The organism is Klebsiella ornithinolytica NBRC 105727 = ATCC 31898 (assembly GCF_001598295.1).
Lineage (GTDB): Bacteria > Pseudomonadota > Gammaproteobacteria > Enterobacterales > Enterobacteriaceae > Klebsiella > Klebsiella ornithinolytica.
In genome coordinates, this window is the sequence record NZ_BCYR01000001.1 from 354,761 (window position 1) to 367,620 (window position 12,860).

General features: G+C 55.1%; 10 protein-coding genes. 8 read left to right on the plus strand and 2 right to left on the minus strand.

Translation table 11 applies throughout. From position 1 onward, the window contains the following. Positions 1 to 112: 112 nt before the first annotated feature. The 5 genes from ROR01S_RS01620 (at position 113) to ROR01S_RS01640 (ending at position 5,864) form a co-directional block, all read left to right on the plus strand. Positions 113 to 1,228, plus strand: coding sequence for a sugar ABC transporter substrate-binding protein (locus ROR01S_RS01620; protein ID WP_004864444.1), 1,116 nt, complete (start codon positions 113 to 115; stop codon positions 1,226 to 1,228). A gap of 67 nt (positions 1,229 to 1,295) precedes the next feature. Next, a complete protein-coding gene (locus tag ROR01S_RS01625) occupies positions 1,296 to 2,261 on the plus strand; it encodes an ABC transporter permease (protein ID WP_004864446.1) in 966 nt (321 codons plus the stop codon). A 5-nt stretch (positions 2,262 to 2,266) separates the two neighbouring features. Continuing rightward, positions 2,267 to 3,772, plus strand: a complete 1,506-nt coding sequence (locus ROR01S_RS01630) for a sugar ABC transporter ATP-binding protein (protein ID WP_004864448.1) — start codon at positions 2,267 to 2,269, stop codon at positions 3,770 to 3,772. Between the two features lie 19 nt (positions 3,773 to 3,791). After that, a complete protein-coding gene (locus tag ROR01S_RS01635) occupies positions 3,792 to 4,808 on the plus strand; it encodes an ABC transporter permease (RefSeq protein ID WP_004864451.1) in 1,017 nt (338 codons plus the stop codon). Positions 4,809 to 4,820: 12 nt separating this feature from the next. Further along, positions 4,821 to 5,864, plus strand: coding sequence for a zinc-dependent alcohol dehydrogenase (locus ROR01S_RS01640; RefSeq protein ID WP_064359035.1), 1,044 nt, complete (start codon positions 4,821 to 4,823; stop codon positions 5,862 to 5,864). Positions 5,865 to 5,981: 117 nt separating this feature from the next. On the opposite strand, the gene ROR01S_RS01645 is transcribed toward ROR01S_RS01640, so the two are convergent. Beyond that, a complete protein-coding gene (locus ROR01S_RS01645) occupies positions 5,982 to 7,010 on the minus strand; it encodes an aldo/keto reductase (RefSeq protein ID WP_064359036.1) in 1,029 nt (342 codons plus the stop codon). Between the two features lie 182 nt (positions 7,011 to 7,192). Between ROR01S_RS01645 and ROR01S_RS01650 the strand changes: the two genes are divergently transcribed. After that, complete coding sequence (locus ROR01S_RS01650; protein ID WP_004864457.1) at positions 7,193 to 8,701, plus strand: acyl CoA:acetate/3-ketoacid CoA transferase; 1,509 nt, start codon at positions 7,193 to 7,195, stop codon at positions 8,699 to 8,701. Positions 8,702 to 8,722: 21 nt separating this feature from the next. Here the strand turns inward: ROR01S_RS01650 and ROR01S_RS01655 are convergent, their stop codons facing one another. Then, on the minus strand, positions 8,723 to 9,367 hold the full coding sequence (locus tag ROR01S_RS01655) for a TetR/AcrR family transcriptional regulator (protein ID WP_004864459.1): 645 nt from the start codon (positions 9,365 to 9,367) through the stop codon (positions 8,723 to 8,725). A gap of 332 nt (positions 9,368 to 9,699) precedes the next feature. On the opposite strand from ROR01S_RS01655, the gene ROR01S_RS01660 reads away from it, so the two are divergent. Continuing rightward, positions 9,700 to 11,217 carry an aldehyde dehydrogenase family protein gene (locus ROR01S_RS01660; protein WP_064359037.1) on the plus strand — a complete coding sequence of 506 codons (1,518 nt, stop codon included), beginning with the start codon at positions 9,700 to 9,702 and terminating at the stop codon, positions 11,215 to 11,217. Positions 11,218 to 11,238: 21 nt separating this feature from the next. Continuing rightward, positions 11,239 to 12,825, plus strand: coding sequence for a GMC family oxidoreductase (locus tag ROR01S_RS01665; protein ID WP_044351168.1), 1,587 nt, complete (start codon positions 11,239 to 11,241; stop codon positions 12,823 to 12,825). Positions 12,826 to 12,860 lie beyond the last annotated feature (35 nt).

Consider the following 12,860-nt stretch of genomic DNA (forward strand, 5'->3'; position numbering starts at 1 on the left):
ACTTTCCTGGATGATATATCCTCAACTTGTAAGTAATTAGTTATTTACATGTTACGCGTTTTATCACCAGAAACGATCCTCCATGTGAACCGAAAAGACAGGAAATATCGCTATGTCATTTATTAAAAAATTCGTTGAAAAAAGCGTGATTAGCCGACGTGAATTCCTGCTGAAAAGCGCCCTTGGCATCGGCGGCATGGCTGCGCTCCCGCTTATCAGCCCACTGTCGAAAGCCATGGCTGCCGAAGGGGGGAATTTCACTCTGGCCTGGGGCTACCGCGATCCTGATAACTCCTACTGGAACGCGATTGCCGCCGGGGGGCAATCTTATGCGAAGACGCAAAACTCGCCGATGGTGAGTCTGATTAACGGCGGTAATAACGAGAAGGTGCTCTCTGATATCAAAGCCCTGCTCTCGAAAACCGAAGGGAAGCTGGCGATCGGCTGCGATCCGAACGATGCCCCTAACGCCCGGGCGGTGGTGACGGCCTGTCAGCAGCGCGGCGCATTTATTACCACTATCTGGAACAAAACCGACGATCTGCATCCGTGGGATTTTGGCGACAACTACGTCGCCCATATCAGCTGGTCTGATTTCGAACCGGCCCAGCAGTGCGCGCAGCTGCTGTTTGACGCGATGGGCAAAAAGGGCGGGATTGTCGGGCTGGGCGGTATCGCCTCTAACGTCCCGGCGATTGAACGCAAAGCGGGGTTGATGCACAAGCTGAAGGAGAATCCGGATATCAAGCTGCTGGACTGGCAGGATGCGGACTGGAGTACGTCAAAAGCCAACGACATGATGTCAACGATGCTCACCCGCTTCGGGGATGATATCAAAGGTATTTTCTCCTCCAACGACAGCATGACTCTCGGCATTATTGAAGCGCTGCGCGCTGAAGGCCTCGCGGGGCAGATACCCATTGTCTCCTACGACGGTACCCCGGACGCCGTCAAGCTGTGCATCAGCGGTGAAATACTCTGCACCGTGAGCACTGACCCCTACTGGGCCGGCGGCATCGCGCTTTCCCTGGCTCACCATGCGGCTATCGGCAGCTTCAAACCATCCGCCGAACCGCATGAGCATCGCGAATTTTATGGCCCGACGATCATGATAACCAAAGATGACGCGCAGAAATGGTATCAGGAGAATATCGTGAATACGCCGGTGGTCGACTGGAACAATTTCTGGCAGGCGTCGAAAGGCCCCATTCAGTATCGCAAATTATAGTATTCCCCCTTCTGCGAAAATTTATTCTCAATGAAGACGTTATACATTCAATGAGTGAAGGTCGAACATGTCATCACATTCAAGCTATAAAGAGTTTTTGCGCAAATGGGCGCCGCTGATGGTGCTGCTGCTCCTGTGCACCATCATCAGCGTGATTTATCCCGGATTTTTATCGGTGCGTAATTTCTCGCGTTTACTGACCGCCAGCGCCGCGCCGTTAATGATCGCGATTGGCGTGACGTTTATCATCATTATGGGTTCGATCGACCTGTCAATTGAAGGCATTATGGCTTTCTGCGGTTCGATGCTGGCCATTATTATGGTGAAGCTGGGCGGCTTTAGCGAACTCGGTTATTTAGCGATCCCCGCAGCGATTCTTATTTCGGCCGCCTGTGGGCTCATTAATGGTCTGATTCACGTCACGCTAAAAATCCCCTCGTTCCTGGTCAGCCTGGGAATTGGTTTCAGCTTAATTGGTGTCACCATGGTGATTACCGGCGGCGAACGCATTCCCCTGCCCGACCGGACATTCCGGCTCCTGCTGACCGAACGCATTTTTGATTTCCCGCTGATGGTCTATCTCGCCGGGGCGGCCCTGCTGTGCGCCTGGTTTATTCAACGCTATACCGCGCTGGGACGTAATTTTTATGCGGTCGGCGGCGGCGAGCACCTGGCCTACGCGTCCGGTCTGTCGGTAAAACGTATTCGCGTGCTCGGCTTTGCGCTGGCCGGGGTCTTTTACGGCCTGGGCGCCGTCTTTGCGGTGGCCCGCCTGGGGTCGGTCGCCAGCAACCTGGGCGACGGTTACACCTTTATCGCCATCACTTCCGTGGTCGTCGGCGGTACCTCCTTAATGGGCGGCAACGGCGGCGTATGGCAAAGCCTGATCGGCGTGCTGATTATCAACGTGATTAACAATGGCATGGTGCTGGTCGGTTTCCCGACCTATATCCAGCAGGGCGTTTTAGGCGCGTTAGTTATTATCTCGGTGGCATTAGTCACTAATCGTAAACGTCTGCAAATAGTGAAGTGACGATTATGCTTGAATTCAAAAATGTTGGTAAATCGTTTCCGGGCGTTCTGGCTTTGCAAAATATTAATCTGCAAATTAATCCCGGAGAAATTGTTGGATTAGTCGGTGAAAACGGCGCCGGAAAATCTACGCTGATGAAAATCATATATGGCGCCTATCAGCACGATAAAGGTGAAGTGCTGATTAATGGCCAGCCGGTGGTATTTCGCTCACCGCGCGATGCCATGATGCAAGGTATCGGGATGGTGTTTCAGGAGCAGTCGCTAATTTCCAATCTGAGCGTAATGGAAAATATTTTCCTCGGCTTTGAACAACCGTTTAAAAAACTTGGGGTGATTAACTGGAAAAAAATGGCGGCCGCCGCCAGAAAGCAGCTGGCGAAAGTCAAACTGGATATCGACCCGAAAACAATCACCTCAGAGCTTTCGTTTACCCAACGTCAGCTGGTAGAGCTGGCGAAGGTTTTAACTCTCGAGGAGAGGAGCAGCGGCCATTTAATTATCCTGCTCGATGAGCCGACCTCGGTGTTACCTGCCCAGGAGATAGAGCTGCTGTTTGCGCTGGTCAGAGAGCTAAAAAGCCGGGCCTCTTTCATTTTTGTTTCGCATCGTCTTGACGAAGTGATGACCCTTTCCGACCGCATCTACGTGATGAAGGACGGGCAGGTCATGGATATGCTCACCCGCGACCGTTTTGATGTGGTGAATATTCAGCGCCAGATGGTCGGTCGGGATATTGATGAACGCTATTATCGCGAGCATCGCAAGCATGGCATTCATAAAGCGACCACCCTCGTAGAGTTAAAAAATATCTCATTACCGGGCCATTATCAGAATGTCTCGCTGTCGCTGCACGCCGGCGAAGTGCTGGCGCTGGTTGGCACCGAAGGGGCAGGTACCGAAGAGATTATCCGCACCATCTTCGGTTTGCTGCAGCCCGAGCAGGGAGAAGTGCTCCTCAACGGTAGAGCGGTACGTAAATTCAGCCCCACGCACAGCATCGCTGAAGGGGTGGGATATATCCCGCGCGAGCGCAAAATCGAGGGTATCGTCGAAGGAATGTCAGTGGTGGAAAACATCACTCTCGCCAACCTGCAGGACTATTCCCGCGCCGGACTGCTGCAGGTGCATCACGAGCGCCAGCTGGCCAATGAGTGGGTTAAAAAGCTGTCGATTAAAACCGCCAGCATTGATACACAGTGCGGCAAGCTCTCCGGCGGCAATCAGCAAAAGGTGGTGCTGTCTAAATGGCGAACCGCCGAGGCGAAAATCATCCTGCTCGACCACCCTACCCGCGGCCTCGATATCGGCGCCAAAGAGGATGTCTACGACTTAGTCCGCGACTTCACCGATGAACAATGCGGCGTCATTTTGATCGCCGATTCTCTGGAGGAGGCCATCGGTCTCGCCCATACCATCGCTATTTTTAAGGACGGCCAGCTGAGATATCAGTTCACCGGCTGTGAAGAGAAGCGTCCGGAGCAATATGAATTATTGCAGCACTTCGTCTAGGTTATTAAGGCAAATCTCCATGAAAATCACCCGTTCTGATTTATTAGCAGTGCCGACAAAAAATAATACCGGCAGCCCGACCCGGCCGCCGTTAACCGGGCGTGAAAAAATCACCCGTTATTTACCCATTCTGACCCTGGTGGTATTAGTCGCCCTCGTCAGCCTCTATAACCCGGATTTTCTTAAACCCGACAATATATTCCAGCTCCTGCAGGATGCGTCGACGCTGTTTATTATGGCGATTGGCATGACTTTTGTGATTTATATCGGCGGCATAGATTTATCCGCCCAGTCGATTGCCAGTATGTCAACGGTGGTGCTGGTCATTCTGTTGTCGCAAACCGGCGTGCTGGCGATTCCGCTCACCCTGGCGGTCGGCGCGCTGTTCGGCGCGATCTCCGGCTGGGTACATACCCGCTTCAAAATATCGTCATTCATAACCACGCTCGCCGTCGGCGGAATTGCCTATGCCAGCGGACAGGTCATTTCCGGACAACGCGCGTTTTATATTCCAGGGGATATTCGCAGCCAGACGGTTGGCTGGATGACCTCCACTGTCTTTACGCTGCCGATGGAAATCATTATCGCGGCGGTACTGCTGCTGCTGGCCCTGCTGATGGAAAGACGCACCGCGCTGGGACGCCACATGAAGGCGATTGGCGCCGGCGAGTCCGCGGCGCTCGCCAGCGGCGTGAAGGTTATCAAGGTGAAGATTATCACCTTCGCCATTGCCGGCGCGTTCTCCGCCGCCGCCGGGGTGCTGCTGGCGACGCGTCTTTCCGGCGCATCGCCGACCATGGCCGACCAGTTCCTGCTACCGGCCATCGTTGCGGTGCTGCTGGGCGGCACGCCGCTGACCGGGGGCGTGGGCGGCGTATTGAGCACGCTTATCGGCACCCTCATCGTGGCCGTTATTCGTACCAGTATGACTTATCTGAACGTCGAAGCGCAGGCGCAGCAGATCTTCTTCGGCGTGCTGATGATTGCGGCGATCGCGATGACCATCGATCGCGCCAAAATTTCCACCGTTAAATAACCGGAGCAGGCGATGATCCCCAAATTAATGAAGGCCGCGGTGCTGACGGCACCGAAAACGTTCGAAATACGCCAGGTTGCGGTCCCCGCCTACGGCGACGACGAGGTACTGATTCGCGTCACCCGCTGTTCAATCTGCGGAACCGATATTCATATCTATAATGGCCATTACTCCCAGGATAAGCTGCCGTTAATTCCCGGCCACGAGTTCAGCGGGGAAATTGTTGCCATTGGTCGCCAGGTCTCGACTCTGACGCCGGGCCAGCGGGTGGTCGCCGATATCAATATCGGCTGCGGCCACTGTTATTATTGTCGGCGCAACGAACTGCTGAACTGCCCGGAGATCCGCCAGCTCGGCATTCACACCCACGGCGCGTTTGCGCAGTATGTGGCGATTCCAGCCCGTCTGGTGATCCCGATCGGCGATGAGATTGCGGATAGCGTTGCCTGCCTGACCGAACCCTTCTCTTGCGTGGTGCGCGCCAGTAAAAAAATCGGCCTCAGCGTGGCAGAGTCCGTGGTGGTGATTGGCGCGGGCCCGGTGGGCAACATGCATATTCAGATGGCGCGTTTGCTGGGCGCCGCGCCGATTATTGCCGTGGAGCTGAATCCGCAGCGGGCCGAGCTCGCCAGACAGTGCGGTGCGGATAGCGTCATCACCGACCCCGAACGCGCGCTGGAGCAGATCAAGGCGCTCACGGAGGGACGCGGCGCCGACGTGGTCATCGAAAGCGTCGGCCATCCGGAATTGTATCAACAGGCGCTGACGTTTATGCGCCCAGGCGGACGGCTGCTGGCCTTCGGTTTAACCGATGCGGAAACCGAGATAGCCATTAAACCGCTGGAGATAATTTTAAAGGAGCAAAGGATTCAGGGCAGCGTGGCCGGGATGGGGGAAGATATGCACCAGGCGCTGCATCTGCTGAGCCATCAACGTTTTATTACCGCCCCGTTCCGCGAGTCCGTTCACCCGCTGGAGGATATTCAGCAGGTTTTCTCCACCCTGCTCGCTCATCCGCAGCACCTGAAAATTCAGCTACGTATTGCCGAGGAGTAAGATTTTCGCCGCACGGATAAGACGGCAGAATCAATCACCACCTCCCCAGGAGGTGGTGTAGGGATGACAATAAAAAAGGTGCTCCTGATGAGCACCTTTTTTGCCTTCCCGGGTCACTCAGGCTTTGCGGTCGGCTGGCGTCGGCGCCCCTTCATCCAGCAGGCCCTGTTGTTGCAGCGTACGCCAGAAATCATCCGGGATCGGCGCGGCAATCCACTCCAGGCAGTTTTCCAACTGCACTACCGTGCGGGTGCCGGGAATAATCGTGGGCACCGCCGGGTGAGCCAGGACAAACTGCAGCGCGGCCGCTGGCAGACTGACGTGATAATCGCGGCAGACGTTTTCAATTTTGCTGACTTTTTGCAGAATCGCCGGGCTGGCCGGGCCATAGTTATATTTCGCGTTCTCAACCGCCCCGGTCGCCAGTATCCCGCTGTTGAATCCCCCGCCAATCACCACCGCCGCATTACGCTCTTCGCACAGCGGCAGGAACGCTTTTAACGCCTCCTGTTCCAGCAGCGTATAGCGCCCGGCCAGCAAGAAACAGTCAAAGTCGGCTTCCTGCAGCGCAGCATGGCACACCTGCCATTCATTGACGCCCATCCCTACCGCTTTAATCACGCCTTCATCGCGCAGCTGCGCCAGCGCGCGCCATGCGCCATCCATCGCCTGACGAAAGTAGTGCGGCTGTTTATCCCCGTGAGTATAAAAGTCGCAGTCGTGAATAAACGCGATATCGATATGCTCCAGCGCCATGCGCTGCAGACTGTCTTCGATGGATCGCATCGTTGCCGAATAGGAGTAATCAAAGACCGCCTCAAACGGCAGCGGGTTGACCCACACCCCGGAATCAATTTCGCTACGTTTTTTCGGCTTCAGCAGACGACCGACCTTAGTGGACAACACATACTCATCGCGTGGATACCAGCGCAAACCGTGGCCAATCCTCGCTTCGCTCAGGCCATGGCCATACAGCGGCGCGGTATCAAAATAGCGCAGACCGTTGTCCCACGCCTGGCGAATCATGTTCTGCGATTCTTGTTCACTGATGGGACGGAAAATATTGCCAATTGGCGCGGCACCGTAACCCATTGCCGTAACCTGAACAGCGGTACGGCCAAACGCATTCTTCTGTGATGGATCCATGTCTGTGCTCCTGCAGGTTTAGAGTTTAATTAACTAACAAGATAGTTATATCAAAACGAATGTTGTGAAAATGTTACCTGGATAACAAAGCGGCATTAATGACGTTGATCCGGCTTTTACTTTCTGCAATTGTAACTAACTAGTTAGTTTATTTTGTACTGAGTTCAACGAGGATAACGAGCATGCATGGCAAACTAAAAAGCGTCGAAGAAGCGGTTGCTTTGATTAAAGATAACTCCACCGTTGCCTTCACCGGCTCCGGCGGCGGCCTGCTGGAGTCTGACTACGTCATGGCGGCCATCGCGACGCGCTACCGCGAAACCGGACATCCGCGGAATCTCACCCTGATTCATGCTTTAGGGATTGGCAATGGCAAAGGATCCGGTCTTGGCCGCCTCGCTATACCGGGACTGGTGAAACGGATCATCGGCGGCCACTGGTCATGGTCTTCCGAGCTACAAAAAATGGCCCGCGACAATGAGATCGAGGCCTACTGTCTGCCCACCGGCATCATCATGACGCTGTATCGCGAAAGCGGCGCCGGGCGACCGGGCGTCATTTCCAGCGTCGGGCTGGGCACTTTTGTCGACCCGTTGATAAGCGGTGGCAAATGCAATGACATCACCTGCGAGGATATCGTTTCGCGTATTGAACTCGACGGTAAAACCTGGCTGCATTACAAACCGTTTAAAGTGGATGTTGCGGTGATTCACGGATCGCAGGCGGACGTCGTGGCGAACATATCCACCAGCGAAGAGCCCGCGGAGCTGGATACTTATGCCGTCGCCTTAGCAGCACACAACAACGGTGGGATGGTTATCGCCCAGGTGAAATCCACCGCCGATCAGCACTTTGTCCCGGCCCGTAAGGTCACCGTTCCCGGCGTGATGATCGACCATATCGTTGAATGCCCGGCGCAGTGGCAGAGCTATCTTGCCGAATACGATCCGGCCATCTCCGGACAGGTCGCCCCGCCGGATGAACACCCGCTCGACGCGCCGGCAGAGGGCATTCGCCGCCTGATCTCGGGTCTGGCGGTACGGGAGCTGAAGCCAAATATGCGGGTCAATTATGGGTTCGGCATCCCCGGCGGGATCTCAGCCATGGCGGACAAATCGCTGGTCGACTCCTGCTGGCAAATGGTGGAACAAGGCATTCACAACGGCCAGCTTCTCGACGGCGCGCTGTTCGGCGCGGCAAAATATCCGCATGCCATTGTCAGCTCGCTCGATCAGTTCGATCTGTTTAGCGGCGGCGGGCTGGATATCACCTTCCTCGGCATGGGCGAGATGGACGCTGAAGGGAATGTCAACGTTTCGCAGCTGGGCGACACTATCGTCGGACCGGGCGGCTTTATCGATATTACCTGCGGTGCCAAAAAGGTCGTTTTCTGCGGCACCTTCGAAGCAAAAGGCCTACAGGTGTGCCAGCAGGGTGCGCGTTTACAGATCGAGTCCCATGGGCAAATTCCCAAACTGGTGCGGAAAGTTCGCCATATCACTTTCAGCGGGCCGGAAGCCATAAAACGCGGACAGGAAGTGTTGTACGTTACGGAGCGCGCCATTTTCCGGCTGACGGAAGAAGGCGTGGAGCTGGCGGCAATCGTCAGCGGGGTTAACCTCGAGCAGGATGTATTGCAGCGTATGCAATTCTGCCCGAAAGTCGACAGCCCCGCGGTCGTCTCTCTCTGAATGAGCAAAGCGATGCGGATATCAGGGCTGTAATATCCGCATTATCGTTTCGACGTTAAAATCAAGGCGCTGCTGAAGGGAATCAGCATCCATGAAATTGCGATCGAACAGAATGGCGCCGGTATATTTATTATTGAAGTAATAATAGTTGACCGCCGCAATGGTGATCACCAGCTGTTCAGCATCAACGCCCGCCCGGAAAACACCCTGCTCCACACCGCGCTGCAGAATCCCCTCCATCAGGGTAACCATTGATTTCTGTGCCGACTTGATCGCCACTGATTTTTTCAGATGTACGGCGCGATGCAGGTTTTCGCTGTTCACCAGCGTCAGAAACTCCGGGTTTTTCAGGTAGTAGTTCCAGGTAAACCTGACCAGCGCTTCAACCGCTTCTTTCGGCTCCAGACTGTCGAGATTTAATTTTTTTTCCGCGGCACGAATATCAAGGTAGGAATCTTCGACCACTTTCTGGAAAAGCTGCTCCTTGCTACCAAAATAGTGATAAATCATACGCTTATTTGATTTTGCTTTTTCAGCGACAACGTCAATGCGTGCGCCGCCGAGTCCCTTTTGCGCGAACTCTCGTTTCGCGGCTTTCAGGATCCGATTTTGTGTCGCAACAGGGTCACGGACCTGTACTGTTTTTTCCGTAGCTGATTTAGTCATTACATCGTTTTGGTTGCGGATCTGGCTGATGATTAACCCTTACTCATTGGCGGAAATCAAGAAAAATTTTTCGCTAATCTCCTTTCTGCTAGCCGCTTAACAATTTCATTACAAGGGCTGGCGTTTCCTTATTCAATTCAAAAACAGCATGCTAATATATGTAACCATATAGTTATATATAAATAACATTATACTTATAAAACATAAAGTTAAACCCAAACACAATCAACCCATCTTGTCCCCATCTAAAAATGCGATGGACAGGATGACAACGATCACTCGCTGGCTCTTACCGAGCGGTAAGGAAGGCTATGAACGATGGGAAGAGGACGATGAGTAATACATTTCACCCTGTAGACGTTAACCACCCTTTGCTGCCTGAAAAAGCGCGTGAATTTCAGATGTTCATCAATGGCAAATGGACCACGGGCCACAGCAGCGAAAGTTTTGTCCGTAAAAGCCCGGCCCACGATATTGTCGTTAGCACCTATCCGGCGGGAACCGTTGAAGACGTTGATGAGGCGGTAAAGGCAGCCAGAGACGCCTTTAACTGCGGAAAATGGTCGCGCATTAGCGGCGCAGCGCGTGCGGCGGTATTGCTGAAAACCGCCCAGCTCATTCGCGAGAACCTTGCGGAACTGGCGCTGCTGGAAACGCTGGAAACCGGTAAACCTATCGCCCAGTCACGCGGCGAGATCCAGGGCGCGGCCGATATCTGGGAATATGCCGCCGGCCTGGCGCGCAGCATCAATGGCGACAGCTTTAATAATCTCGGCGACAACATGCTGGGTCTGGTGACTCGCGAACCCATCGGCGTCGTCGGCGTCATCACGCCGTGGAACTTCCCTTTCTTTATTGGCGCAGAACGCTACCCCTATATTCTGGCCGCCGGCTGTACGCTGGTGGCGAAAGCCGCCGAGATCACATCCGGTACGACTCTGCTGTTGGCCGGTATTCTTAAAGAGGCGGGGCTGCCCGACGGCGTATTTAACGTCGTCACCGGCAGCGGTTCGGTCGTCGGCCAGCGGATCACCGAACATGTCGATATCGATATGGTCTCTTTCACCGGATCCACCGCCGTCGGACAGATGGCGCTGCACGCGTCGGCAAAAAACATCAAACGCCTTGGTCTGGAGCTGGGCGGTAAAAATCCGCAGGTGGTTTTTGCCGATGCCGATATTGACGCCGCGCTGGACGGTACGCTGTTTGGCTTCCTGTTCAATACCGGGCAGTGCTGCGTCAGCGGCAGTCGTTTACTGGTTGAACGTTCTATCCATAAAGATTTCTGCCAGAAGCTGGTTGAACGCGCGCAGAAAGTGCGCAGCGGCGATCCGCTGAATGAAAGCACCCAGATTGGCGCGATCGTTACGGAGAAACACTACCAGACCGTGCTCGGCTATATCGAGCAGGGGAAAAATGAGGGGGCGACCCTGCTCACCGGCGGCAAGGCGGTTCCCACCGGGAATGGGCTGTTTATCGAACCGACCATTTTCGATGATGTGACCCCGGAAATGACTATTTTCCGCGAAGAGATCTTCGGCCCGGTGCTCTGCGTTACCCCGTTCGACAGCTATGAAGAGGCGATCGGCATTGCCAATGACACCTGCTACGGGCTGGCGGCCAGCATCTGGACGTCGAATCTGGATAAGGCGGTGCAGGGCTTCCGCGATCTGAAGGCGGGCAGACTGTGGGTGAATACCACTATCGCCGGCGGCCCCGAGCTCCCTTCCGGCGGCTTTAAACAGTCCGGTATCGGGCGCGAAAGCGGCAGCTATGGTCTGGATGAATATACCGAGATTAAATCCGTACATATCCAGTTGGGCAAGCGCGCTAAATGGCTCGCTGAGTGATTTTGGGGCAGAGGATCAGACATGTACGACTACATTATTATTGGCGGCGGTTCGGCGGGCAGCGTCCTTGCGTCGCGCTTAAGCGAAAACGCCGACTGCAAAGTGCTGCTGGTTGAGGCCGGTCCAAAGGACAGCAACCCCTACATCCATTTACCGGTTGGCTTTAGCAAACTCACCGCCGGGCCGCTGACATGGGGTTATAAAACGGTACCGCAGCCCCAGCTCGGCAATCGTGAGCTGCTGTTTGCCCAGGGGCGGGTGCTGGGCGGCGGGAGTTCTATCAACGCCGAAGTATTCACCCGCGGTACGCCGGCGGACTATGACCGCTGGGCGGCGGAAAAGGGCTGTGACGGTTGGTCATTTGCCGATATTCAGCGCTATTTTATTAAATCCGAAGATAACGACACCTTTTCCGACGCCTGGCACGGCGTCGGCGGCCCGCTCGGCGTCTCCAGCCCGATCGGCGCTAATCTGATGAGCAAAACCTTCAGTCAAGCCTGCCAGCAGGCGGGACTGCCCTACAATCCCGACTTCAACGGCGCGACCCAGGCCGGCTGCGGTCTGTATCAGACCACCACCCGCAACGCCCGTCGCTGTTCCGCGGCGGTGGGCTATCTGAAAGACGCGCGCCAGCGGAGCAATCTCACGATTAAGACCGGCTGCCATATTTCCCGGCTGCTTATCGATAACCAGCGCGCCGTCGGCGTGGAGATCTATCAGGATGGCACACCGCAACGACTGCATGCCAGCCGTGAAGTCATCGTCAGCGCCGGAGCCATTGGTTCTCCTAAACTGCTGCAGCTTTCGGGAATTGGCGCGGCCGATGAGCTGAGTAAAAAAGGCATTCCGGTGGTTGCCGATCTCCCGGGGGTCGGGGAAAACCTGCAGGACCATCTGGGCATCGACCTGATCTTTGAGCTCAGTAACGCGCTGAGCTATGACAAGTACAAAAAGACGCACTGGATGCTGTGGGCCGGGCTGGAATATCTGCTGTTCCGCAAAGGGCCGGTATGTTCGAACATCGTCGAAGGCGGCGCGTTCTGGTATGTCGATAAACAGTCCGTCACTCCCGATACGCAAATTCACTTCCTGGCGGGTGCCGGGGTGGAAGCCGGTATCGAACCGGTGCCTTCCGGCTCCGGGGTGACGATTAACAGCTACTTCCTGCGTCCGCGCAGCCGCGGTCGGGTCACATTACGCTCGGCTAACGCCAGCGATGCTCCGCTGATCGACCCGAACTATCTCAGCGATCCGTACGATCTCAAAATGAGTGTCGAAGGCTGCAAGCTGATGCGCGATATCATGCAACAAAGCGCCTTCTCGCCCTATATTCGCCGCGAACATATGCCGGGACAGGACGCGCAAAGCGATAAAGATCTGGAAAACTACATCCGCCAGTTTGCGCGCACCTGCTATCACCCGGTGGGCACCTGCAAAATGGGCGTCGACGAAATGTCGGTGGTCGATACCCAATTACGCGTTCGCGGCATTGAAGGGCTGCGCGTGGTGGACTCGTCGGTGATGCCCGATCTGGTCAGCTCCAACACCAATGCCCCCACCATTATGATCGCCGAGAAAGCCAGCGATCTGATTATCGCGTCGCACTGATCACAAATTGTCGCCCATGTTCGTTTTCATGGGCA

Bases quoted from the DNA above. Each gene is read 5' to 3' on its own strand.
- ROR01S_RS01665 (WP_044351168.1), top strand. From the start codon at position 11,239: ATGTACGACTACATTATTATTGGCGGCGGTTCGGCGGGCAGCGTCCTT.
- ROR01S_RS01655 (WP_004864459.1), bottom strand. From the start codon at position 9,367: ATGACTAAATCAGCTACGGAAAAAACAGTACAGGTCCGTGACCCTGTT.
- ROR01S_RS01660 (WP_064359037.1), top strand. From the start codon at position 9,700: ATGAGTAATACATTTCACCCTGTAGACGTTAACCACCCTTTGCTGCCT.
- ROR01S_RS01650 (WP_004864457.1), top strand. From the start codon at position 7,193: ATGCATGGCAAACTAAAAAGCGTCGAAGAAGCGGTTGCTTTGATTAAA.
- ROR01S_RS01620 (WP_004864444.1), top strand. From the start codon at position 113: ATGTCATTTATTAAAAAATTCGTTGAAAAAAGCGTGATTAGCCGACGT.
- ROR01S_RS01640 (WP_064359035.1), top strand. From the start codon at position 4,821: ATGATCCCCAAATTAATGAAGGCCGCGGTGCTGACGGCACCGAAAACG.
- ROR01S_RS01635 (WP_004864451.1), top strand. From the start codon at position 3,792: ATGAAAATCACCCGTTCTGATTTATTAGCAGTGCCGACAAAAAATAAT.
- ROR01S_RS01625 (WP_004864446.1), top strand. From the start codon at position 1,296: ATGTCATCACATTCAAGCTATAAAGAGTTTTTGCGCAAATGGGCGCCG.
- ROR01S_RS01630 (WP_004864448.1), top strand. From the start codon at position 2,267: ATGCTTGAATTCAAAAATGTTGGTAAATCGTTTCCGGGCGTTCTGGCT.
- ROR01S_RS01645 (WP_064359036.1), bottom strand. From the start codon at position 7,010: ATGGATCCATCACAGAAGAATGCGTTTGGCCGTACCGCTGTTCAGGTT.